Source organism: Sulfurihydrogenibium sp., assembly GCF_028276765.1.
In the GTDB taxonomy this organism is placed as follows: Bacteria; Aquificota; Aquificia; order Aquificales; family Hydrogenothermaceae; genus Sulfurihydrogenibium.
In genome coordinates, this window is sequence record NZ_JAPYVU010000028.1 from 1 (window position 1) to 22,936 (window position 22,936).

The window sequence follows — 22,936 nt, forward strand, 5'->3', positions numbered from 1 at the left end:
AATTTCAATCTTATAAGTAGATGGAGAAAGGTTAAGACTTTTGTTGCTTATCTATATGCATATGCTATTGGTTATAGCTTTTTTAGAAAAAGTAAACTATGGAGGTAATTTCTCACCCGACGTATTCGCCAAATATTTTATCTATAGATATGTTGAGTAAGAAATTTAATATTCAATAAAAATAGGAGATTCTTCGCTTCGCTCAGAATGACAAATAAGGTTATCCTTCCTTTAATGCTTATCAATCAGCCTTTCTCTGTCATCCTGAGACCGCAAGGTCGAAGGATCTCCTTTTTAAATTTTATAAAAGCCCCTAATTTTTTTGCCCAACGTATTCATCAAAAATCAATCTCTCTCCATCTTCTTGCATAAGCTGTGTAAGTTTAGAATATACTATATTTCTGTTTCTTCATCAAAAGCCAAAAACAAACTTTGATACAAAATAAGCAGCTGCCATTCCAAGAACAAGGTTTATGATAGTCAATACTATTTTAGCACTTCTTTCTATTTCTTTCTTTTGTAGCTCTTGAATCTTATCTTTCTCATCATCAAAAATTTTTAAAATTTCAGCTTTGCTTAAGCTGTTTAAAATCTTTTTATCTTTTAAATCATATGTAGCATACAAGATTTTGTTAGAGTTGAACGGTTTTAAGTATAAATAAAGAATATCTTTTTCAATATCGCCTTCAATGGTTATAAATTCTATTATATCTCTATATTCTTCATAGATTGATTCACCAAGAATTTGTTTTAAGATTTGGTAAGGAATATAGTCAAGATTTTCTCCAAAAAAAGCATTTTTCATGCCTTAACACCAAACTTTTTACGTTTAGCTTGAATAAATTTTTTAATCTCATTCCAGGTGTAAGTATTTAATATATCTTCTTTTTTTGACCAGCCTCTTCTTGCATTTGCAACTCCTATTTTCATATAAGCAAAGTTTCCAAGACTGTGGCTATCTGTTGAAATTACTAATTTAACTCCATTCTCAACTGCTTTTTTAATCATCACATCCGGTAAGTCCATTCTTAAAGGCTGTGCGTTTATCTCAAGCGCTGTGTTTGTCTCTTTCGCAACTTTAAATATCTCATCAGATAAAGGATAGCCTTCTCTAACGCCAATGGTCCTTCCTGTTGGATGCCCTATTACACATACATAAGGGTTTTCCATTGCTTTTATAATTCTGTCTGTATTGTCTCTGTTAAAATGTGTATGAATAGATGCAACTACCCAATCAAGCTTTGAAAGTATATCATCCGGCAAATCAAGAGAACCGTCAAGCATAATATCTACTTCTATTCCCTTTTTTATAAAATCAAATCCAAGTTTTTTATTTATTTTATCTATCTCTTCAATCTGTTTTAAAACATCTTCTTCTGTTAGTCCATGGGCTACTCTTACGGCTTTTGAGTGGTCTGTAATCGCAAAATATTCATATTTATAGTTTTCAAGTAAAAATTTTGCTATTTCTTCTATTTTGTTAAATCCATCCGTCCATGTTGAATGGCAATGTAAGTCTCCTTTAATATCTTCAAGCTCTACCAATCTTGGAATGCTCTTTTTTAAAGCAAGCTCAATTTCTCCCCTGTCTTCTCGCATCTCAGGTGGAATCCACTGCATTCCTACTATCTCATAAACTTCTTCCTCAGTAGCTCCTGCAAGCCTTTTTTCTGTTTTTGCATCAAAAACACCATATTCACTGACCTTTAATCCTTTTTGCTTAGCTATTTCTCTAAAATGTACGTTATGCTCTTTTGAACCTGTAAAGTATTGAAGACCGCTACCCCATTCTTCAGGTTTTAGTACTCTTAAATCTACCTGTCTATCTTTTTCTTTTATAATAACACTTGCTTTTGTATCACCTTTAGCAAGAACTTCTTTAACATCTTCTAAATTAACAAAGTAATTTATAATCTTATCCCTGTCTTTATCATCACAGGATATAAGAATATCAATGTCTCCAATAGTTTCTTTTCTTCTTCTTAAACTTCCTGCAAGCTCAATATTTTTAATCTCTTTAACCTGTTTTAATTTAGCTAATAATGTTTCTCCTATTTGTAAAGCTTCCCACAGTAAAAGTCTATTCTTAGAAGCTTCGTATAGCTCAAGACCTTTTAGCATATTTTGGACTTTCTTTTCCCCAAAACCCTTTAGCTTTGCAACTCTTCCGTCTTTTAATGCTTCTACTAAATCTTTTTTATTGTTAATACCAAGCTCTTGGTAAATTCTTTTTAAAGTTTTTGGTCCAAAGCCTGGAACTTCCATAAAGTCTAAAAAATCTTCCGGGATTAACTTTTTAAGTTCTTCATATTTTTGTATTTTTCCTGTTTTGATGTACTCTAAGATTTTATCGACAGTATGAGAACCAATTCCTCTTATATTGTTTATTTTACCGGTAGCAACGTAGTTTCTAATATCATCAGGTAAATCTTCAATTATCTGTGCTGCTTTAGCATAAGCCAATGCTCTAAATTTGTCATCTAAAAATTCGTAAATATGAGACATATTTTTAAAGATTTTCGCTATTTCTTTGTTGATGTTTTGATACATCTTTTTACCCTTCTATAAACTCCCTTAACTTCTTTCCAACATCTGCTTCTTTCATTAAAGATTCTCCTATTAAAAATGCGTCAACTTGATAATTTTTCAACTCAAGCAGCTGTTGCCTACTCTCTAATCCGCTTTCTGCAACTATAACTTTAGCTCCAATCTCTTTTAGATACGGTGCAAGCTCCTTTGATAGATTTATATCAACTGTAAAATCTTCTAAATTTCTATTATTTATTCCAACAATTCTTGCTCCTGCTTCTACCGATTTTTCACCTTCTTCTCTGCTGTGAACTTCCACCAATGGCTCCATGTCAAGCTCTCTTCCAAAATCTATTAGTTTCTTTAAGCTTTCTTTATCCAAGACTTTTGCTATTAATAGATAACTATCAGCACCATACGCATAAGCTTCCAAAATCTGCCTTTCATCTATGATAAAGTCCTTTCTAAGCAATGGAACTTTTACTTCTGTTGAAATTTGATAAAGATATGCAATATCTCCTTGGAAATACTGTTTATCTGTTAGCACAGAAATTGCTTTTGCTCCATTTTTTTCATAAGATTTTGCTATATCAACAGGGTCAAAATAATGTCTGATTATTCCTTTAGACGGAGAAGCTTTTTTAACTTCTGCAATAATATTAATACCCTTTCCGGATACGGCTTTTTTAAAGTTTAAGACTTTTTTATCTCTTTCTATTGCCAGTTTTTCTAAATGTTTTAAGTATTCAGAAGTATAATTTTTAAGCTCTTCTCTTTTTGTCTGAATTATCTTGTCTAATATATTCATTTCCTACCTCAACACTATAAAGTAGTATAAAATTCCTAAAATAATTCTATAAATACCAAAGGGAATAAATGAATGATTTGAAATAAATTTTAAAAGCCATTTAATCGCAAATAAAGCAGATATAAAAGCAACTGTAAAGCCCACTATTAGATTTTCCCAATCTGAAAGATTAAAATTTGAATGATTTTTGTATACATCATAAAAAGTTGCCATAAACATCGTTGGAACTGCAAGCATAAAAGAAAATTCCGCCGCTGTTTTTCTGTTTAATCCAAGAAGTAATCCACCTACAATAGTAGCACCAGACCTTGAAGTACCAGGAATCATAGCCAAAGATTGAAAAACTCCTATTAAAAATGCTTTTTGATATGGCACTTCATATATTGAGTTAATATTATAGCTTTTATTTTTATGATAAAGTTCTATCAATATTAAAAGCAGCCCTCCAAAAACAAGCATGAAAACAACTATGTAAGGATTAAACAAACTTTTGATAATTTTGTATAAGACAAACCCTAAAATACCTGTTGGAATAAATGCTATCAGTATTCTTTTCATTAAATTTGTATCTAAAAACTTCTTAAAGTATAAAAATACAACCGCCAATATTGAGCCAAGCTGAATCGATACTTCAAAGGCTTTGTGTTGTTCTGTCTGCTGTATTCCAAGCAGGTTTGAAACCAGTATTAAATGACCTGTTGATGAGATAGGTAAAAACTCTGTAAGACCTTCCACTACTCCTAAAATAACAGCTTCTAAGGTTGTCAATAGATACTCCTAAATTTGTTTTTAATCAAATTTTACCATAATATCATCAAAAAATTACTATTTCCGAAAAAGCTCATTCTGAATCTTTAAAATGAATTGAGGGTTGATGAATAACAAATCAAGTTGGTTTCCTGTCCCCTTGTCATTTACCTCTTAATTAAGAACAATTTTCATACATTACCTATAACAGTTTGCAAACTATTCCTACTATCTGTACAAGCTAAAAGAAACATGGGAAAATATTATATAAGAATTTAAAATCATGAAAATCGGAGGATAAAGATGAGAAAGAAAGTAGGAACATCTACCTACATTCAGAGAATTAATACACTTGAAAGGAAACTTTTAAAACAAGTAAAAGAATTAGATGATGTTGTGGAAAAATATCCAGAAATAATCTTTAGATTACAAGTTGTAGAATTTGCTTTAAAACATTCAGTGAAGGTTGCAGTGGAAGCTTTTGGTGTATCAAAATCTACCATATACAGATGGATTAAAAATTATAAAAGCAGTAATAACAATCCTTTATCTTTAAAAAATCGTTATGTATCAAAAAAAGATGCTGCAATATATGCTATGGTATAACACAGAAAGACCTCATCATAGTTTAAACAAAAAATCACCTTTACAATGCTTTTGTAATATTATGAATTCAAGAAAATCGGAATTTTCCCAAACCGGTATAACCTATACAAATACTTGACATGAGAGAAACTTTCTGATAACATATTATTAAATACAGGTTTAAAAAGCCTAATGTTCTGATTCAGGTTTTAGGAAGTTTTAGGAAGGACAGTCTAAAACATCCTGAGCGGTCTTAAAAGACCAATGACAGAAACTTGATCTGTCCTTCCTTTTTTTCTCCCATGTCTGTAATTATTATAAAACTTATTCTCTTAAAGTTTAAAAATTTTTGGTATACTTAATATACGATGACAGAGAAAGCGAAAATATGTTAAAGATAACCTTATTTGTCATTCTGAGCGAAGCGAAGAATCTCATGATTTTTATTAAATTTCTCACCCGACGTATCTTGTTATAATTTATTATCAAAAAATCCTGTGAGGTAAGCATGGACGATAAAATCCAAGAAAATCAAGGTAGAATAAATATGTACGCTTTTATATCAAGACTTTTAATAGAAGAGGTTGATGAAAACCTTCTTGAAAAAATAAAAAACAATCCTGATTTATTAGAACTTTTTCCAAACACAAAAGAATGGGAATCTTTCAAAACAAAATCTACAAAAGAATTGATAGATGAAGATTTAAACGTTGATTATACGACGGTTTTCATACTAAATGCTTATCCTTATGAATCTGTATTCATGAATGACGAAGGACATATCAACCCAACGCCAACAAATCCAACATTACAATTTTACCTTGAACATGGATATGAAATAGATTTAAACAAAACAAGAGTGCTATCTCCCGACCATATAGCAGTTGAGCTTGAATTTATGATAACTTTAATACAAGAGCAACTAAAAGCATATTCAATGAATGACCAAGAAGGAGAAAAAAAGGCACTTAACCTTCAAAAAGAGTTTATGGAAAATCATATACTTCAATGGGCGCCAATATATCTTATGGCTGCAAGAGATATGAGTGAAACTCCATTTTATTACGATGTTTGTCAAATGGCTTTAGATTTTATCATGACAGACTACGAATACATCTTAGAACAATTAGAGGCTGAAAATGTCAGCAAGTAGATTAAACTTTGATATATATTCCTGCGTTAGAGTTTATTACAGATACGCAGACTGTAATAAATGTGTCAACGTATGTCCAACCCAGGCTGTAAGTATTGAAAATGACAAAGTTAAAGTTAATTTTGAAAACTGCGTTGAATGTGGAGCCTGCGTTGGAAACTGTCCAACTGAAAGTTATAAACTAAATGGTTTTGACTTAGTGGATTTTTATGTTAAGTTTACAGATTCAGATAAAAAATTCATATCCTGTAAAGTAGATTTACCATGTTTATCAGCACTTGATGAAAACTATTTAGTCTCTATCTGTATAGATAAAAATTCAGATTTAATTCTTGATATTGGACATTGTAGTCAATGTCAGATTGGAAAACAGTTAGATGTAATTAAACACAATACAGAAAAAGCAAACTATATATTAGAGCAAGCAGGTTTAGATTATAGAGTAAAATTAGAAGATATAAAATTTGAAAAAGAAGAAAAGCAAGAAAATAAAAGAAGGTCTTTTTTAAAGATGTTTGCAATACAGACGGCAGCCTTAGCTTTTTGGGTTGTTGAAGATAAATTAGAGCAGATGGTTGAAAATACAGAAGAAGAGGAAGAAAAACCTTACAAAAACATTGTAAGCGAGAAAGTCATCCCGGAAAAAAGAAAGATTTTATACACAGCTTTATCAAAGATAGACCCAACAGATAAATACTTTGAAGTAGAAAAGATTGAATTTTCATCAGATAAATGGATTGACAACTCTAAATGTACAAACTGTTCAATTTGTTATAACGTTTGTCCAACAGGAGCTTTAACACCTGATGATAGCAAATTAAAAGTTTTGTTTAGTCCTACTTTATGTATTAAATGCAGAATCTGTCATGATGTATGCCCAGAAAAATGTATCCATTTAGAAGAAAAGCTATACTTGGAAGACTTTATTTCAGGAAAGTATAAAGTTTTAGCTCAACATGTAATGATACCATGCAGTGAATGTTTAGTCCCATTCTCGTATAAAGGTGATACAACCGTCTGTCCAAGATGCAGACAGCTTGAAGATGAACTTAGGGAGTTGTTAAAAATCGGAGATTAAGTAGATATAATCAAGAGTGTTTTAAGAGACTGTCTAAAAAAGTTTAGGATTAAAATCCTTAGGGTGTTCTATGTTAAATGTCAAGCACCAAACGAGGCTGCTTGTAAAAATCCAAATCGTCATTCTACAGCCGGCGAAGAATCTTGACCTCAAAGATTTTATTCTGGGCGAAGCGAAGAATCTCATGTTTTTTAACTTTTTAAAAAAGAGATTCTTTGGACTAAAGTCCTCAGGAAGGCAAAAAAGATAAGCTTACGAGAATTTTAGAAAAGCGTGTTTTGAAAATTAAAATATAAAGAAAAAAGGGAGCTTTTAGCCCCCTTTGATAAATAAATTACTTCTTGAGTTCTTCTATTGGAATTAAAAAGTCTTCATTAACTGCTTCTTGGACGTTTTGAGATATTCTGTATGCACAGAATGAAGGACCACACATAGAACAGAATTTAGCAGATTTATACCCTTCTTGTGGCAATGTTTCATCATGATATTTTCTTGCAGTTTCTGGGTCAATTGCAAGCTCAAACTGTCTTTCCCAGTCAAATTCATATCTTGCTTTAGACATTGCATCATCCCATTCTTTAGCACCTTTTCTGTGTCTTGCAAGGTCTGCTGCATGTGCTGCTATTTTGTAAGCTATCAATCCTTGTTTTACGTCTTCTGCATTTGGAAGTCCTAAGTGTTCTTTTGGTGTAACATAACATAACATTGATGCACCATACCATCCAGCCATAGCTGCACCGATGGCAGAAGCAATATGGTCATAGCCAGGAGCAATATCTGTTACTAACGGACCTAAAACATAGAATGGAGCTTCATGACACCATTCTTGTTGTTTTCTAATATTCATTTCTATTTGGTCCATTGGAACGTGACCTGGTCCTTCAACCATAACTTGAACGTCATGCTCCCATGCTCTCTTTGTTAATTCTCCAAGAACTTTTAATTCTGCAAACTGAGCTTCATCTGATGCATCATTTATACATCCCGGTCTAAGACCATCACCAAGAGAGAATGTAACGTCATATTTCTTAAAGATTTCGCAGATTTTATCAAAGTTTGTATAAAGTGGGTTTTGTTTTCCATGAACAACCATCCATTGAGCAATTATAGAACCGCCTCTTGAAACAATTCCCATAAGTCTATGATTTACAAGCGGTAAGAATTCTCTAAGTAAGCCGGCGTGAATTGTCATAAAATCTACACCTTGCTGAGCTTGTAGTTCAATGATATCAAGAATATCTTGTTCTGTTAGTTTTTCTATACTTCTAACTTCTTGTAGAGCTTGATAGATAGGCACTGTTCCAACAGGTACCGGAGAGTTTTCTATAATTGCTTTTCTGATTTCATTAAGATTTCCACCTGTTGATAAGTCCATTACAGTGTCTGCACCATATTTAAGAGCAACTCTTAACTTTTCAAGTTCTCCTTCTATGTCTGAGACTACTGCTGAATTACCTATGTTTGCATTAACTTTACATTTTGCAGCAATACCAATGGCCATAGGCTCTAAGTTGATATGATTGATGTTAGCAGGTATGACCATTCTTCCACGAGCAACTTCATCTCTGATTAACTCTACAGGAAGGTCTTCTCTTTTGGCTACATACTCCATCTCTTCAGTGATGATTCCTTGGCGTGCAAAGTGCATTTGAGTAACATTTGGCTTACCGATTCTTTTTGATACATAAACACGCATGTTTTCAACCTCCAAGTTTAATAAATAATCCTGCATTAAGGAAGATGGCTTGGAGGTTTTCTCAAGCCCGCTTCCCTACGGCAGCATTACCTGCATCAGGTTCTAAGGGTATATTCTCAGGCTGTCTTTTTAAGACAACCACCCCCGCGGCTTATTGCAACTTAATATATAATATATATTCAATCATTTCAATAGCTTTTGTATGCAAAACGTCATAAATGTTAAGTAAAAAGTAAGACTGTTCCAAAATTATTTTCTCTCTCAGTTAAAATTAAATGCCCAAAATCAAAAAATAAAATGTTTGCATTAGAAAAACAGGAATATCTTTCAGACAAATTTATAAACTTACAAAAAGATTTTTTAAAATTTAGCTATATTTCTATATACCTTGGGTTAGAAATTACCTCCATAGCTTGCTTTTTCTAAAAAAGCTATAACAAATAGCATATGCATATAGATAAGCAATAAAAGTTTTAATCTTTTTCCATCTACTTATAGAGACTGTTTCAAAAATCCAAATCATCATTTTGAGCGAAGCTAAAAATCTCTTCCTTTCTTTTTAAAAGGATGACATAGAAAGCGAAAGTTTGTTAACTATCGCCTTATTTGTAATTCTGTAGCCGGCGAAGAATCTCATGTTTTTAATGAATTTCTCACCCGACGTATTTATAATAGCTATATTTCTATATCAAACACTAAAACAATGCTCTTATAGAGAAGTTCTTCAAGAACTTAAATATCTTGGCTTTAAAACTATTGCTGGAAAAACAGGACAGTGCTACATAGCAGATGCTACAGGTTTTGCTTATGGAGATAATTTTATCATAGGGCTACCTTTTATAGCTGATAAGGGTTATGATTCAATAAGTGTAGTACAAAAAATCTTAGGCATTGGACTTATCCATGCTATAAAGATAAAGCAAAGTCTTAGAGTAAAAATAAAGCATCCATTGAGACAGTTATCAAAGAATATAGCTAAGAAGTTAGCTGTTACTTGGGCTATTTTTTGGAATTTCTACATGATTTTAATCTATGTATTTTTGTTTATCCTATCAGTCTTGGTTTTTAGAAGAAGTTTTTTGATTTTTGGAACACTCTCCTTGTTTTTATTGAATTTCTCACAAAGGTATTTTTAAAATTAAAAATATTACCTTCTACTTTCAAGCTAAAAAATATTTTAAAATATACGATAATAAATTTAACAAACCATTAACATGTATAAGGTGATGTCATGAGAATTACAGATTTGATTAAATATGACAATTACATAAAGAATGACCAAATTAGACAAAATGAAATAGAAAAATACAGCAAGCAGATAGCAACAGGTAAAAAACTACTTTCTCCATCTGACGATACTGTTGCAACTGTTGCAGCTCTAAGATTAAAAACAATCAATCAAAACATAGACACTTACTTAAGAAATATGGATTTCGTATTAAACGTTTTAGACCAAGCAGAAAGTACTTTAAGCAATATATCAAAAGCAGGGCAAGAGTTAAGAGTTGAGATTATTAGATTATTAAATACAGGTGTTTTAGATAAAGAGGATGCAAAAGTATTAAGAGATTATTTTGTCAACATGAAGGATTATATTATAAAGCAAGCTAACTACTCTATTGGTGATACGAGAATTTTTGGTGGAGTGAAAAGTCAGACAGACCCATTTGATTCTGATGGATATTATCAAGGAGAAACTATAGAAGCAAAAGTTCCTGTCGCTCCTGGTGTAGAGATCAATACAAATTTTGACGGGTCAAAGTATCTTGGAGTTGATACGAATGATAAACAAATGATAATGGTTAAAGCTATTGATAAAATTGTTGATATAATAGATAGAGCGGTAGCAGGAACAGGAAGCTTAGGAGAACTAAATACAGCTACTATTTCTGTAAATGGACAAAATTTAAAAATCCTTGAAGCTTTTGATGTAGGATTAAACAATGTTTTACAATACACATCCATCATAGGAACGAAAGTTAAAGTTATCAATGACCTAAAATCTGGCTTTGAGAAAAATAAAGTCTTTAACAATAATTTAATATCTAATCTTCAAGATGTAGATGCTGCACAGGCTATAACAAATCTTCAAAAAGCTCAAACAGCATATCAAGCATTGATAGCGACATACAATCAAAACAGACAGTTATCCTTGCTTGATTTTTTTAAGAAATAAAGATTAAAAATTAACATCATTGTCGTGAAGTCAGCAAAAGTTTTTTCTTTTTTTTCTTATTTATTAACTGCATGACAATTTACCGATTACTCTACTTTCTGACTTTAAAAAGAAGGGTTCTGTCAGGTAAACCTCACAATAACAAAAATCCAGCACTTCTGTTATAATACTTAAAATTCCATATAAAGAGGTTAGAAATGTTTAATAAAGATGACCTGATGAGAAATCCATTTATGACCAATACAAAATTTGAACAACAGTTTGGTTTTTTAAAAGAAGAGGGTGAATTTGACAGAATATTAAAAATTCTCACAGTTCCAGCAAAAAGTGGCATATATCTTTCAAGATTTGATATAAGAAGTATTGCATTAGCTCTTGGCGTAGATGTTAATGTAAGAGAAAGAAAAGAGATGCTGAAAGATTTATTTTTTTATGCAAAACAATTAAACAAAATGAAAGAGTATTTAGACTTGCTAATTCAATTTACGCAGCACAAAATAGACCAGTACAAACAACTCCAAGAAGAGTATCCAAAATCGGCATGGATTATTCAAAATTGGATAGATAAAGCTCAAAAACTAATCACATTTATAGAAAATCTTAAAAAAGAAGTGGATATATATAAGGTTTAATTATGTTTGGGATAGATAAACTATTAAATAAAATTTTTAACAAACAAAAAGAAGAAAAGTTAGAAGACTTAGAAATAAAAGAAAATTACATTCACGGGCTGATATTTTACAACTCTTACTTTGATTATGTAGCAAAAGCCCTTCCGAAAGGTTCATTTTGTTTTCTTGTAGGTGGATGGGTTAGAGACAGGATCATAAACAGACCAATCGGTGAGAATATAGATATAGATTTTATTGTTACAGCAGACCCACTCCAAGTTGCAAACAATTTAAAAAAATTTATCAAAGGCGATATCTTCCAATTTGAAAAAGAGAAAAAAGTAGCAACATTTTTGTTTAAAGAAAATAATTATAACTACAGATTTGATTTTTCCTATCTTGATATTTCTGATATACTTTCAAATCCGGATATAGACTTCTATCAAAAAGAAGAGCTAATTTTAGAAAGACTTATAAAAGATTTATTAGATAGAGATTTTACAATAAACGCAATAGCAGTAAACTTTGATGACACATCAAGCCTAAGTGCTTCAACAACCGTTTTAATAGACCCGTCAAACGGATTTAAAGACCTTCAAGATGGCATCATCAGACCAATATCTATTGAAAACATCATAAAAGACCCGGTAAGAATTTTAAGAGGCTATAGGCTTGCTTTAGAGCTTGATTTTACAATAGATAAAGAATTTGAGAAGTTTGTAAAAAATAATCCAAATCTAATAGAAAAATCTCCAAAAGAAAGGATCAGAGATGAGCTTTTAAAGATAATTTCTAATGAGAATTCAAAAGACACATTAAACAAGCTTCTTGAAAACAAAATTCTGAAAAAAGCTATTTCAGAAAATCTTAAAGATTTAAAACTCTATGAAAGCTTGGAAGAAAACTTAAAAAAAAACTTAAATTTGTAGACATTAAAAAACTAAAAGAAATAAAACTTTATCAAAATTTCAGTAGCATCACTTTTTTAAAACTTGCTGCGATTTTGTACACACTTAAAGATTATAAGAAGATTTTAGAAGAAAAGTTATTACTTCCTGTAAAAATTTCAAAGTTTATAGAAAATATAATCCAAGCAACAGAGTATTTAATATCAATCTCAAAAAATAATCCATCTGATTTTGAGCTTAATTGGTTTTGGTATAAGTTTAAAAATGTAAGTGATTACTGCTTTTTACTTTCTTACAGCATTGATAAAAACTTAGAAGATTTCATTTTAAGATTGATAAATCACTATGAAAATAACTATAAAAATAACATTGTTGAAGAGCCGTTGTTAAGCGGTGAGGAAATAATGAAATTACTAAATCTCAAGCCTTCAAAGGAAGTTGGAATTATAAAAGACAGTTTGATTAAAGCTCAAATTGGTGGAAAAGTAAAGACTAAAGCAGAAGCTACTAAATTTGTCGAGGAGTTTAAGGGTAAATGAAAGTCTTCAGAATAACGAACAAGAGCAAACTATTACCTCTCTTTACTTTCATCTTTCTTTTTAAAACTCAAATACAGATTATATCCGGAAACGTAAACAATAACAACGCCGGCTATTACAGGAAATAGAGAAACTAAAATTTTTGCAATAGCCAGCCCTGGGTCTGAAAAATTAACGTTAAAAATGTATGGTAAATTGTTAAAAATTGCATAAAGTCCTATTATTATGCCAAGCATATATAAAACTCTTATCATTCTTTACTTTCTTCAAAAAGTGTAAGTTTTAACACATTCACAACTCTGTCAGTTTCGAATCTAAATAAATTTTTACCCAAGGATGTTCTCTTTTCAACAGGCACAATTTCTTTATAGATTTTTAACTTTAAGAGTTTGCCATGTTTTGTATTAATCAACACTTCATCAGATTCATCAACGGGTAGTATTGAGACTACATAATCGTCTTTGCTTAATTTTACTGCCATAATACCTTTTTGTGCTCTTTTCTTGATTGGAAACTCTTTTTTTTCTACAAGCTTCATATAACCAAAAGAAGTAGATACTAATAGGTATTCATGACCATTTAAGAAAAATGCTCCAGCTACTTCATCATTTTCATCTAAATCGATAGCTTCTACACCTTTTGCCTTGTCTCCTGTAATTCTTACTTCATTCCTTTCAAATAAGAGTAAGTCCGCATTTTTTGTGAAAATTCCAATGTAGGAAGGATGCCTATCTGCAACTGCCACTACAAGCTCATCACCTTCGTTTAATGGCATTAACGTGTGTCCTTGTGACTTATAGAATATATCTTCATCAGACATTCTTTTGATAATACCTTTCTTTGTTATTAAAAATACTCTGTTTTCTTCACCCTCTCCTTGATAAGCTGTTCCAACTATTTCACCTTCAATATTTAGCTTATCTTCGCCTTTTGGAAGGTCTATGACTAAACTCCAATAAGCTTTTCCATCTTTTGTAAAGAAAGCAATCGGTTTAGACCCTTCTACTTCTTGAATAGAGACTATCTTTTCTCCTTCCGTTAGAGATACTGACAGACTATTGATAATTCTTTGTAAAATGTCAGCTTTTGAAGTTTCATCTTCTACTTTATAATTAACAATTCTTCCTGTATTTAAAATAGCAAACATGAAATGTTCTTTAAATGTAAGTTCTTTTTCTGTTGCAATGGTTGTTTTTCTTTGGTCCCCATATTTTCTAACTAACTCATCGGTCTCTTCAATGAATACTTTGATTTTCTCATCATCACTTGAAAGAATTTGTTTATATCTTTCTATTTTTTGTTTTAACTCTGCGCTTTCATCTTTTAATTTTTGTGTTTCTAAGGATGTAAATCTTGATAATCTCATGTCAAGAATAGCGTTTGCCTGTGTTTCAGATAGGTTAAACTGTGATGTAAGCAGCTGTCTTGCTTGTTCGGTATCCTTGGATGAACGAACTATTTCAATAACTTTATCTGCATTTTCTAAGGCTGTAATCAGGCCTTCTACAATATGCAATCTGTTTTCTGCTTTTTCTAATTCATACAACGTCCTTCTTGTTATAATTTCTATTCTGTGTTTTATAAATTCTTGAAGCAATTCTTTTAAATTCAATACTCTTGGCTGTTTATCTACCAACACTGTTAAATTTACAGGAAAGTTCTTTTCAAGAGGCGTGCTTTTGTATAGTTTTTTCAAGACTTTTTCAGCGTCTGCATCTCTTTTTAACTCTATTACAATTCTTATTCCCGTTCTGTCTGACTCATCTTTTAGGTCTGATATTCCTTTTTCTTTTCCTGTTCTAACAAGCTCTGCTATTTTTTTGATAAGTTCAACTTTGTTAACTTGGTATGGAATTTCATAGATAACTATCCTCTGTCTGTTCCCCGGCAGCTTTTCTATTCTTGCTTTACCTTTTATTGTTATTGAACCTCTTGATGATTTGTATATATCAATTAGCTCTTCTTTGGTGTTTGTGATTACTCCACCTGTTGGAAAATCCGGTCCTTTTATAAAATTAAACAGCTCTTCTATGGTAGCATCCGGAAATTCTGCTAAGTATTTTAAAGCTTCTGCTACCTCTGTAAAGTTATGGGGTGGAATGCTCGTAGCAAGTCCTACCGCAATACCGGTTGTTCCATTGCATATTAAATTTGGAAACTTTGAAGGCAATACCGTAGGCTCTTCTAATGAAGCATCAAAGTTAGGCATCATATCAACGGTGTTTTTATATATATCTTCAAGCATTTCAACAGCCAATTTTGTTAACCTTGCTTCTGTATAACGCATAGCAGCTGGTGGGTCGCCGTCTATCGAACCAAAGTTCCCTTGACCTTCTATTAATGGATATCTCATTGTAAAATCTTGTGCCATTCTTACAAGTGCATCATAAACAGATGCATCACCATGTGGATGGAATTTACCAAGGGTTTCCCCTACAACTCTCGCAGATTTTTTATATGGTTTATTTGGAAGTAAACCAAGCTCATACATAGAGTATAAAATTCTTCTTTGAACTGGTTTTAAGCCATCTCTAACATCCGGAATGGCTCTACCAGCAATAACTGACATTGCATAATCTATATAAGCATTCTTAACTTCCTCTTCTATTGGAACTTTTTTAATATCTTCCATTCCTCTAAAAACTCCTTTGTTTTAAAATCTTTAATAATTTATTTATTATAACATTTTCACAATACCTTGGGGGAAAATGTCCCAAAAGCTCACGCTGTCATTTTTGCAGCCAACATATTACTTAATCAATCTCTTTAATTTTGGGTCTAAAGCATCTCTTAAAGCATCACCTAAAAGATTAAAAGCAAGTACTGTTAGAAATATAGCAACCCCAGGGGCAAGTATCCATGGATACTGAGATATAGCTGTTATGCTTCTTGCTGATGCAAGCATATTTCCCCAGCTTGCGTAAGGCTCCTGAATTCCAAGACCAAGCAAGCTCAGCGCACTCTCTCCAAGGATATAACCTGGAATAGCTAAGGTTGCGGCAATCAAAAGATATGAGTAAGTATTTGGTAAAATATGTTTTATTATAATTCTAAAAGATGAACCACCATAGCTTTTTGCTGCTAAGACAAAATCCTGCTCTCTAATAGATAGAACCATTCCCCTAATAACCCTTGCAAGTCCAGCCCAGCCAATAAATGAAAGTATAACAACTATCAAAAGAAAAACTTCAACTGAAGACAATGTGATTGGAAATACAGCCCTTAATGTTAGCATAAGATAAAAGCCTGGAAATGACATTACAATTTCTGAGATTCTCATCAGAATATTATCAACTCTTCCGCCAAAATATCCAGCAATTCCGCCTACTATCGCACCTATTAAAAATGAAAGAAAAACTCCAATAAGTCCAATAGATAATGAAATCCTTGATGCATAAAGCATTCTTGAAAATATATCTCTGCCAAGATTATCAGCACCAAGTAAAAAAATCTTCCCTTCTTTTACTCCAAAAAGATGCATGTCTGTTTTAATAAACCCAAGAAGGTAATGAGTATGTCCATGGGTAAAAAAGTGTATAGGATACTTAACATCATAGTTAATTTTATAGCTTTTTGAAATTGGGTCTACCAATTCGTATTTATAAACAAAAGGTCTAAGATGAAAGTTTCCTTTTTCGTCAAAAAAATGTATCTGGGTAGGTGGGTGGTAAGGCGTATCTCTATGCTGAATGTCGTAAGGATAAGGAGCTATAAAGTCGGCAAAGATTGCTAAAAAGTAAAAAATTCCAATCAGATAAAGGGATAAATAAGCTAATTTATTTTTCTTTATATACTTTAGCAACTCCATTACTTTAAGATTCCTTCAACTTCTCTCATTCTAATCCTTGGGTCAAGCTTTGCAAGAAGAATGTCAGCTATCAAATTTCCAATAATAAGCATAATTGCACCGATGTATAAACCACCCATCACAAGGTATAAATCCTGTGATAATACAGCGTCAAGCATTAACATTCCCATTCCAGGCCAGTTTACGATTATTTCTATCAATGCAGCACCAGAAAGCAATGAAGCAATTTCAAATCCAAGTATAGTTATAAATGGATTTAAAGCATTTCTCAAAGCATGTTTTAAAATTATATCCTTTTCTTTTAGTCCCTTTGACCTTGCAAACATTACATACTCAGATTGAAGAGATTCTATCATAGCACTTCTTACTAGTCTAACAAGACCGGCTAAAGACGTTATAGCTAAAACAAAAGCCGGCAGGCTCACATGCCATAGCCTATCTAAGATTTTTTCAAACAAACTCATTTGGTCGTAATTTGGACTAACTGCTCCACCGGTTGGTAGGATTCCTGTTTTAACTGAGAAGAATAACAAAATAAAAGCCAAAAAGAAGCCGGGTAGAGACATAAACGTAAAAGAAAAAACTTGAACTGCTTTATCAATGATGCTATTTTGTTTTACCGCTGCCAAAACTCCAAGTGGAACTGCCAAAAGCCATGCTAAAACGCCGGAAGTGACGGATAGAAATAGGGTGTTTCCTATCCTATCTTTGATTAAGTCTAAAACCGGCATGTTGTAACTAAAAGAGTATCCAAGGTCAAATTTGATGGCATTTATAAGCCATTTAAAGTATTGAACTAAAATTGGCTGGTTTAATCCGTAAGTTTCTTCAAGCTGTTTTAAAGTTTTTTCTGAGATTTGAGGGTTCATTTTAAGCTGGTCTAAGTAATCACCCGGTGCCATTTGAATGATAAGAAAGGATAAAAAAGTGATTCCCAGCAAAATGGGAATCATTTGATAAAGTCTTTTAATGATGTACAAAAACATTACTTTCTCATTAATTTTTTGATGTTAGAAACCGCCTGTCTTATTCGTTTTTCATTTTCTACAACAGCAAATCTAACATAACCCTCCCCATGTTCACCAAAGCCAATACCCGGTGCAACGGCTACCTTTCCTTCTGTTAATAAAAACTTACTAAATTCAACAGACCCCATATGCTGGAATTTTTCTGGAATTTTAGCCCATAAAAACATGGTTGCTTTGGGCTTTTGTACATTCCAGCCGGCTATATTTAATCCATTAACAAGAATATCGAGTCTTTTACTGTAGGTATCCCTTGCTTTTTCCACAATTGAATAATCACTTTCCAAAGCGATAATGCTTGCAACCTGTATAGGTGTAAACATTCCATAATCTAAATAACTTTTAATTCTTTTAAGGTTGTGTACCAAGGTTTCATTTCCAAGAACAAATCCTACTCTCCAACCAGCCATTGAAAAACCTTTTGTCAAAGAGTAAGTTTCTACTGCAACATCTTTTGCACCCTCTACTTGAAGAATGCTTGGAGCTTTGTATCCATCGTAGCATAAGTCTCCATATGCAAGGTCATGGACAATCCATAATTTTTTCTTTTTGGCAAATTTAACAATTTCTTTAAAAAATTCTATATCAACTGTCATTGTCGTTGGATTGTTTGGAAAGTTTAAGATCAATACCTTTGCTTCAGGGTAAGAGTCTTCATATGTTTCATAAATATTTTTTAAAAACTGCTCTTGCTTTTGAGAGTCATCTCCTTCAAAAGGTAGTGGAACTGTTAAAACGCTTGCTCCTGCTATTACCGGTGCGTAGTAATGAATAGGATATCTTGGACTTGGTACCATTGCTATATCGCCTGGCTCAAGCATTGCAAGCATAAGATGCGCTAAACCTTCCTTTGAACCAATGGTCATGATAACTTCTTTTTCCGGGTCTAAATCAACGTCATATCTTTTTTTATAAAAGTCTGCTATAGCTTTTCTTAATCTTGGAATTCCTTGAGACATAGAATATCTATGGGTTGTTTTCTTTTTGGCTGATTCACAAAGTTTTTCTATTATATGTGGTGCTGGTGGTAGGTCAGGGTTTCCCATGCCAAGGTCTATTATATCTTCACCCTCTTTTCTTAGCCTCGCCTTTAAATCATTAACTACAGCAAAAACGTATTGTGGTAATCTCTTTATTCGCGGAAATTCTTCAATCATTCCATCACTCCTTTATTCTAAAACATTCAATGGGTCTACAGGTGTTACATTTTTTCTAACTTCAAAATAAATTCCACATTTGTCAGAATTCTTAAGCTTTCCAACTTTACCTATTACATCTCCTCTATTGACAATCTTTCCTTCTCTAACGGATATATCATCTAAATATCCATATACAGTTGTTAATCCGTTATTGTGTCTTATGACTACCAAGTTTCCAAATGCTTTTATTCCATCTCCGGCATAAATAACTTTTCCATCTGCAGCAGCTTTTACACTTTGACCGCAGTCTGTTTCTATGTCTATACCAAGATGTCTAACCTGTTCATCATTTTGGAATTTGGCTACAACATTACCTTTCACAGGCCATGATAATTTAACACCTTCTAACTTTATAGTCTCTTTTTCAGCTTCTTTTGGTTCAACAGGTTTTGGTAAAGGTGGTTGCTTGGTTTCTACTTTAACTTGAGTTTCTTCTGGCTTTTCTTTTTCTCTTGGTTTTTCAGGTTGTTCTGTTTTAATAGCAACTGTTGCCGGTATCTTTAGTTTTTGACCATGGTAAACTTTTTCTTTTTTAAGATTGTTTAATGAGATAATATCTTCTTTAGAAACACCAAATTTTTCTGCAATCTTTTCAAGCGTATCTCCTCTTTTTACTTTATAAACTATTACTTTTGTTTTTCTCTCTTCTTGGGTTGCTTGTTCAAACTCAACTTCTTCCTTAGCTACGCAGACTTCTTGGCCTGCCGGAATTGTTGATTTTGATAAATTATTCCATTTTTTGAGTTTTTCTACAGATACGTTGAATTTTCTTGAAATTTCATTTAAAGAAACTGTACTTTTTGGTCTATAAACTAAAGTACATTCTGAAGCTTTCTTTTGGGTTGTTTCAGCTGTTTTTTCCTCTTTCTTTTCTCCGATACAAATTTTTTCTCCGGCTTTTAACCATTTGTCAGCTGAAATGTTATTTAATTTTTCCAAGGTTTTAACGCTTATACCAAGTTTTTTAGATACATGCTCTAATGTTCCACCACGTTTTAAAACATAAACTTCACAGCTTGACAAGTCTCTTTTTTCTTGTTCTTTTCGTTCTTGTTTTTGTGCTATTTTTGCACCTTTTGGTGGTATCTTAAGCTCATCCCCTGCAAAGATTTTTTCATCTTTCATACCGTTATAATCCATAAGTTCTTTAACAGTAAGTCCATATTTTTTGGCTATCTCTTCTAATGTATCTCCCTTTTGAACGAGATAAGTTAATTCTTTATTTCTTTCAGATTCTTTTTTTGATGTCTTTTTAGACTCTATTTTAGAATTGGTCTTTTTGGTCGGTATTTCTAATTTCATTCCATCTCTTATTTTTCTTTCATCTTTTATATTGTTTGCTTTTTTTATTTCTTCTACACTAACGTTGAATTTTCCTGCTATTTTCTCAAGTGTATCTCCTTTTTGAACTATGTATGTTTCAGCAAAGGCAATTAATGGGAAAATAGATGAAAACAAACCTATTTTAATACTCAATTTTAAACTCATCAAAGCCTCCGTCTTTTTCAATAAATTCATATCTAATACCGTTTACTTCAGCTAAGGGTGGTCCGTTTTCAATAGCACCAAAAAAAGATTTCAATGTTTCTTCGTCTCCTTCTGCTAAGACTTCAACAGTCCCATCCGGTAGATTTCTAACAAAACCTTTTACTCCAAACTCATCTGCCTTCTTTTTTACAAACTTTCTAAAGCCAACACCTTGAACTCTTCCGGCAAAAATTATATGAAGAAGCATCATTTCGCCTCCAATATACTTGATTTTAAATAGTCAATAAATTCTTTCGGATTATTAATATCAAATCTTAATGGAAAATCATAATAATCAGTTATAACTCCAACTAAATCCAAATCGTCTTTCAGTATTAAATCTCTATTCTCTTGTTTTCTAATTACTTCAAATTTTTTAAAGTTTTTAGCGGTTTTAAATCCTTCTACTATTATTATATCAATCTTTGGGTCTATAGATTTTATTAAATCTTCCAGTGTATAGTCTTGGACTTTTTTAAAATGTGATATTTTGTTTGGAGATGCGATTATAACCTCTGTTGCTCCTGCATTGTAAATTCTATAACTGTCTTTTCCTTCTGTATCTGTTTTAGCTTTCCCTTTTGGGTCATGTTTAATGTATGCTACTTTTACACCTTCTTCAGATAGCATAGATACCACTTTTTCAATAAAGGTTGTTTTACCACTATTATGGGCACCTGCTATAACTATTACGTTTCTATCCATGGGTATGTTTTATTAGAGTATATATTGTCTTTTTTAGATTTTTTCTATCCACTACCATATCTATCTGTCCTTTTTCTAATAAAAACTCTGCTCGTTGAAAGCCTTCCGGGAGCTGTTGTCTTATAGTTTGTTCTATAACTCTTGGACCGGCAAATCCTATTAAACTTTCCGGTTCTGCTATTATTATATCTCCAAGAAATGCAAAGCTTGCGGAAACACCGCCCATTGTCGGGTCTGTTAAAACAGAAATATATAAAATCCCTGCTTTATTTAATCTATCTATCGCAATCGCAGTCTTTGCCATTTGCATTAAAGAAACTATACTTTCCTGCATTCTTGCTCCACCGGATGCTGCTACAGAAATAAAAGGTATATTTTTTTCTATAGCAAACTCAACTCCTCTAACAAATTTAGCACCTACGACACTCCCCATACTACCGCCCATAAAGTTAAAATCCATCGATGCTAAAACAACTTCTCTATCATAAATATTTCCATGAGCTATGATGATTGCATCGTTTAAGCCTGTTTTTTCCTGTGCTTCTCTAAGCCTGTCTTTATATCTTTTTGTGTCTTTAAATCCTATAATATCAACAGGTTTTATTTTTGGAAAAAGGTCATAAGAATAAACTTTATCTAAAAGAGAATCTACTCTCTCTTTTGCATTCATTCTAAAAGTGTATCCACAGTGAGGACATATCTTTAAGTTTTTTAATAAATCCTCTATATATAAAATGTTCTTACATTTATCACACTTTATCCAAGCTCCTTCTTCAATCTTTATTCTGCTTTTTTTTATATTTTTAAGCTTATCTACAAAATCTTTTAATCCCATCTCTATTCTCCTTCAATAAATGCTAAGGTTAAAACTCTCTCTTCTATATTCCCATTTCTGTAAGAAAAAAAGTTTTTACCACATTTTGTACACTCATCAATTTCATAAACTATATTAACATTAAGCTTTTCAAGCTTGTTTTTAAGAATTTTATTCAAATCAACAAAGTATTTATCTTCAGATATTGTAAAGAAATCACTTGATATGTTTAACTGATTTATAAAATCAAAACCAACTTCATAACAGCATCCTCTTATAGATGGACCAATAAAAGCAAACATATTAGATTTATCTTTAAATTTTTTGTATGCATTTTCCACAATTCCGCCTAATAATCCTCTCCATCCTGCATGAATTACAGATATTTCATTATCATTGAATAAAACTAATGGTATACAATCTGCAGTTAATACTCCAACGGCAACAGCTGGCTTATCTGTATAAACTGCATCTGACGGCTGAGTTAAATCTTCATCATGGTTTAAAACTATGTTTGTATGTTTTTGATTTGGTAGAAAGATTTCTTCCAGATTTAATTCCTTTTTGACTCTTTCTAAATTTTCTCTATCTCTTAAATTCCCATCGGATTTTTCAGTAACGTATACATTTGTCTTGTTAAATTTAAACTTTTTCATTTTAAAATTATAACATATAGACATTATACTTTGGGTGAGAAATTCAAATATAAATAAAACATCTAAAAAAACTCCTTGGTGGCAGTTAAAATTGTAATAGCAAAAATTCCACCAAGGAGGTAAAAATGCAAAACTCTAATCTTTATTTTACAATATTTCAAAAAATCTCTGAGCATTTAACTATACTTTTAAACGTTCAATCAAAAAAGAAAGCAGGTAGACCACCTAAGGTATCTGATTTACAACTTGCAGCTTTATATATCACATCCTACATTTCAAACACTCCTATTCTTACACTTGCCAGATTTCTAATTTGTCCTTCTATTCAATCTTGGCATCTGTTTAGAAAATCAAAATCAGAAAGAGTTTACA

The 22,936-nt window shown here is 31.9% G+C and carries 22 protein-coding genes, 2 pseudogenes and 1 riboswitch; of the genes and pseudogenes, 9 read left to right on the forward strand and 15 right to left on the reverse strand.

Annotated elements, in window-relative coordinates; genetic code table 11:
* Nucleotides 1-412: 412 nt before the first annotated feature.
* The 4 genes from Q0929_RS05685 to Q0929_RS05700 are packed head-to-tail and all read right to left on the reverse strand — an operon-like array spanning nt 413 to nt 4,105.
* Nucleotides 413-805 (reverse strand): hypothetical protein, encoded by a 393-nt coding sequence (locus Q0929_RS05685; protein ID WP_299238759.1) that lies wholly within the window; start codon nt 803-805, stop codon nt 413-415.
* A complete protein-coding gene (gene polX, locus Q0929_RS05690) occupies nt 802-2,550 on the reverse strand; it encodes a DNA polymerase/3'-5' exonuclease PolX (RefSeq protein ID WP_299238760.1) in 1,749 nt (582 codons plus the stop codon). Before polX ends, Q0929_RS05685 begins: the two co-directional genes overlap by 4 nt.
* Nucleotides 2,551-2,554: 4 nt before the next feature.
* Complete coding sequence (gene trpC, locus Q0929_RS05695; RefSeq protein WP_299238762.1) at nt 2,555-3,337, reverse strand: indole-3-glycerol phosphate synthase TrpC; 783 nt, start codon at nt 3,335-3,337, stop codon at nt 2,555-2,557.
* 3 nt (nt 3,338-3,340) lie between these two features.
* A complete protein-coding gene (locus tag Q0929_RS05700) occupies nt 3,341-4,105 on the reverse strand; it encodes an undecaprenyl-diphosphate phosphatase (protein ID WP_299238764.1) in 765 nt (254 codons plus the stop codon).
* Between the two features lie 282 nt (nt 4,106-4,387).
* On the opposite strand from Q0929_RS05700, the gene Q0929_RS05705 reads away from it, so the two are divergent.
* From Q0929_RS05705 to Q0929_RS05715, 3 genes are all read left to right on the forward strand, one after another.
* A complete protein-coding gene (locus Q0929_RS05705) occupies nt 4,388-4,690 on the forward strand; it encodes a helix-turn-helix domain-containing protein (protein ID WP_299238766.1) in 303 nt (100 codons plus the stop codon).
* A 487-nt stretch (nt 4,691-5,177) separates the two neighbouring features.
* Nucleotides 5,178-5,822, forward strand: coding sequence for a molecular chaperone TorD family protein (locus Q0929_RS05710; protein ID WP_299238767.1), 645 nt, complete (start codon nt 5,178-5,180; stop codon nt 5,820-5,822).
* On the forward strand, nt 5,809-6,900 hold the full coding sequence (locus Q0929_RS05715) for a 4Fe-4S binding protein (protein ID WP_299238768.1): 1,092 nt from the start codon (nt 5,809-5,811) through the stop codon (nt 6,898-6,900). Before Q0929_RS05710 ends, Q0929_RS05715 begins: the two co-directional genes overlap by 14 nt.
* A 334-nt stretch (nt 6,901-7,234) precedes the next feature.
* On the opposite strand, the gene thiC is transcribed toward Q0929_RS05715, so the two are convergent.
* On the reverse strand, nt 7,235-8,596 hold the full coding sequence (gene thiC / locus Q0929_RS05720; protein ID WP_299238770.1) for a phosphomethylpyrimidine synthase ThiC: 1,362 nt from the start codon (nt 8,594-8,596) through the stop codon (nt 7,235-7,237).
* Between the two features lie 54 nt (nt 8,597-8,650).
* Nucleotides 8,651-8,752, reverse strand: a riboswitch (TPP riboswitch).
* A 503-nt stretch (nt 8,753-9,255) separates the two neighbouring features.
* On the opposite strand from thiC, the pseudogene Q0929_RS05725 reads away from it, so the two are divergent.
* The 5 genes and pseudogenes from Q0929_RS05725 to Q0929_RS05745 all read left to right on the forward strand — a co-directional run.
* Nucleotides 9,256-9,732, forward strand: a pseudogene (locus Q0929_RS05725) (hypothetical protein); the annotation flags it as partial.
* 95 nt (nt 9,733-9,827) lie between these two features.
* Nucleotides 9,828-10,772 (forward strand): flagellar hook protein, encoded by a 945-nt coding sequence (locus tag Q0929_RS05730; protein WP_299238772.1) that lies wholly within the window; start codon nt 9,828-9,830, stop codon nt 10,770-10,772.
* Nucleotides 10,773-10,969: 197 nt separating this feature from the next.
* Nucleotides 10,970-11,404, forward strand: coding sequence for a hypothetical protein (locus Q0929_RS05735; protein ID WP_299238774.1), 435 nt, complete (start codon nt 10,970-10,972; stop codon nt 11,402-11,404).
* Between the two features lie 2 nt (nt 11,405-11,406).
* A complete protein-coding gene (locus tag Q0929_RS05740; RefSeq protein WP_299238776.1) occupies nt 11,407-12,312 on the forward strand; it encodes a CCA tRNA nucleotidyltransferase in 906 nt (301 codons plus the stop codon).
* Between the two features lie 74 nt (nt 12,313-12,386).
* Nucleotides 12,387-12,830, forward strand: coding sequence for a hypothetical protein (locus Q0929_RS05745; RefSeq protein ID WP_299238778.1), 444 nt, complete (start codon nt 12,387-12,389; stop codon nt 12,828-12,830).
* Between the two features lie 32 nt (nt 12,831-12,862).
* Here the strand turns inward: Q0929_RS05745 and Q0929_RS05750 are convergent, their stop codons facing one another.
* The 10 genes from Q0929_RS05750 to pgeF all read right to left on the reverse strand — a co-directional run bounded on the left by Q0929_RS05750 (nt 12,863) and on the right by pgeF (nt 22,564).
* Nucleotides 12,863-13,084, reverse strand: coding sequence for a hypothetical protein (locus Q0929_RS05750; RefSeq protein WP_299238780.1), 222 nt, complete (start codon nt 13,082-13,084; stop codon nt 12,863-12,865).
* The gene (locus Q0929_RS05755) at nt 13,081-15,462 is read right to left on the reverse strand and encodes a DNA topoisomerase (ATP-hydrolyzing) (RefSeq protein WP_299238781.1); all 2,382 of its coding nucleotides are present in this window, start codon (nt 15,460-15,462) and stop codon (nt 13,081-13,083) included. Before Q0929_RS05755 ends, Q0929_RS05750 begins: the two co-directional genes overlap by 4 nt.
* Nucleotides 15,463-15,579: 117 nt before the next feature.
* Entirely contained in the window at nt 15,580-16,638 is a 1,059-nt protein-coding gene (locus tag Q0929_RS05760; protein ID WP_299238783.1) for an ABC transporter permease, read from the reverse strand.
* Nucleotides 16,638-17,624: an ABC transporter permease gene (locus tag Q0929_RS05765; protein ID WP_299238784.1), complete on the reverse strand. Its 987-nt coding sequence runs from the start codon at nt 17,622-17,624 to the stop codon at nt 16,638-16,640. The genes Q0929_RS05760 and Q0929_RS05765 overlap by 1 nt, the downstream gene beginning before the upstream one ends.
* Nucleotides 17,624-18,820 (reverse strand): aminotransferase class I/II-fold pyridoxal phosphate-dependent enzyme, encoded by a 1,197-nt coding sequence (locus tag Q0929_RS05770; protein ID WP_299238786.1) that lies wholly within the window; start codon nt 18,818-18,820, stop codon nt 17,624-17,626. The genes Q0929_RS05765 and Q0929_RS05770 overlap by 1 nt, the downstream gene beginning before the upstream one ends.
* Nucleotides 18,821-18,832: 12 nt before the next feature.
* Nucleotides 18,833-20,350, reverse strand: a complete 1,518-nt coding sequence (locus tag Q0929_RS05775) for a LysM peptidoglycan-binding domain-containing protein (RefSeq protein ID WP_299238788.1) — start codon at nt 20,348-20,350, stop codon at nt 18,833-18,835.
* Nucleotides 20,328-20,597, reverse strand: a complete 270-nt coding sequence (locus Q0929_RS05780; RefSeq protein WP_343232032.1) for an acylphosphatase — start codon at nt 20,595-20,597, stop codon at nt 20,328-20,330. Before Q0929_RS05780 ends, Q0929_RS05775 begins: the two co-directional genes overlap by 23 nt.
* A complete protein-coding gene (mobB, locus tag Q0929_RS05785) occupies nt 20,597-21,094 on the reverse strand; it encodes a molybdopterin-guanine dinucleotide biosynthesis protein B (protein ID WP_299238790.1) in 498 nt (165 codons plus the stop codon). The genes Q0929_RS05780 and mobB overlap by 1 nt, the downstream gene beginning before the upstream one ends.
* Nucleotides 21,087-21,929, reverse strand: coding sequence for an acetyl-CoA carboxylase, carboxyltransferase subunit beta (gene accD, locus Q0929_RS05790; RefSeq protein ID WP_299228780.1), 843 nt, complete (start codon nt 21,927-21,929; stop codon nt 21,087-21,089). Before accD ends, mobB begins: the two co-directional genes overlap by 8 nt.
* 2 nt (nt 21,930-21,931) lie before the next feature.
* Nucleotides 21,932-22,564 (reverse strand): peptidoglycan editing factor PgeF, encoded by a 633-nt coding sequence (pgeF, locus tag Q0929_RS05795; RefSeq protein ID WP_299238792.1) that lies wholly within the window; start codon nt 22,562-22,564, stop codon nt 21,932-21,934.
* Nucleotides 22,565-22,689: 125 nt separating this feature from the next.
* On the opposite strand from pgeF, the pseudogene Q0929_RS05800 reads away from it, so the two are divergent.
* Nucleotides 22,690-22,936, forward strand: a pseudogene (locus Q0929_RS05800) (hypothetical protein); the annotation flags it as partial.

Bases quoted from the DNA above. Each gene is read 5' to 3' on its own strand.
- Q0929_RS05685 (WP_299238759.1), bottom strand. From the start codon at position 805: ATGAAAAATGCTTTTTTTGGAGAAAATCTTGACTATATTCCTTACCAA.
- polX (WP_299238760.1), bottom strand. From the start codon at position 2,550: ATGTATCAAAACATCAACAAAGAAATAGCGAAAATCTTTAAAAATATG.
- trpC (WP_299238762.1), bottom strand. From the start codon at position 3,337: ATGAATATATTAGACAAGATAATTCAGACAAAAAGAGAAGAGCTTAAA.
- Q0929_RS05705 (WP_299238766.1), top strand. From the start codon at position 4,388: ATGAGAAAGAAAGTAGGAACATCTACCTACATTCAGAGAATTAATACA.
- Q0929_RS05710 (WP_299238767.1), top strand. From the start codon at position 5,178: ATGGACGATAAAATCCAAGAAAATCAAGGTAGAATAAATATGTACGCT.
- Q0929_RS05715 (WP_299238768.1), top strand. From the start codon at position 5,809: ATGTCAGCAAGTAGATTAAACTTTGATATATATTCCTGCGTTAGAGTT.
- thiC (WP_299238770.1), bottom strand. From the start codon at position 8,596: ATGCGTGTTTATGTATCAAAAAGAATCGGTAAGCCAAATGTTACTCAA.
- Q0929_RS05730 (WP_299238772.1), top strand. From the start codon at position 9,828: ATGAGAATTACAGATTTGATTAAATATGACAATTACATAAAGAATGAC.
- Q0929_RS05735 (WP_299238774.1), top strand. From the start codon at position 10,970: ATGTTTAATAAAGATGACCTGATGAGAAATCCATTTATGACCAATACA.
- Q0929_RS05740 (WP_299238776.1), top strand. From the start codon at position 11,407: ATGTTTGGGATAGATAAACTATTAAATAAAATTTTTAACAAACAAAAA.
- Q0929_RS05750 (WP_299238780.1), bottom strand. From the start codon at position 13,084: ATGATAAGAGTTTTATATATGCTTGGCATAATAATAGGACTTTATGCA.
- Q0929_RS05755 (WP_299238781.1), bottom strand. From the start codon at position 15,462: ATGGAAGATATTAAAAAAGTTCCAATAGAAGAGGAAGTTAAGAATGCT.
- Q0929_RS05760 (WP_299238783.1), bottom strand. From the start codon at position 16,638: ATGGAGTTGCTAAAGTATATAAAGAAAAATAAATTAGCTTATTTATCC.
- Q0929_RS05765 (WP_299238784.1), bottom strand. From the start codon at position 17,624: ATGTTTTTGTACATCATTAAAAGACTTTATCAAATGATTCCCATTTTG.
- Q0929_RS05770 (WP_299238786.1), bottom strand. From the start codon at position 18,820: ATGATTGAAGAATTTCCGCGAATAAAGAGATTACCACAATACGTTTTT.
- Q0929_RS05775 (WP_299238788.1), bottom strand. From the start codon at position 20,350: ATGAGTTTAAAATTGAGTATTAAAATAGGTTTGTTTTCATCTATTTTC.
- Q0929_RS05780 (WP_343232032.1), bottom strand. From the start codon at position 20,597: ATGCTTCTTCATATAATTTTTGCCGGAAGAGTTCAAGGTGTTGGCTTT.
- mobB (WP_299238790.1), bottom strand. From the start codon at position 21,094: ATGGATAGAAACGTAATAGTTATAGCAGGTGCCCATAATAGTGGTAAA.
- accD (WP_299228780.1), bottom strand. From the start codon at position 21,929: ATGGGATTAAAAGATTTTGTAGATAAGCTTAAAAATATAAAAAAAAGC.
- pgeF (WP_299238792.1), bottom strand. From the start codon at position 22,564: ATGAAAAAGTTTAAATTTAACAAGACAAATGTATACGTTACTGAAAAA.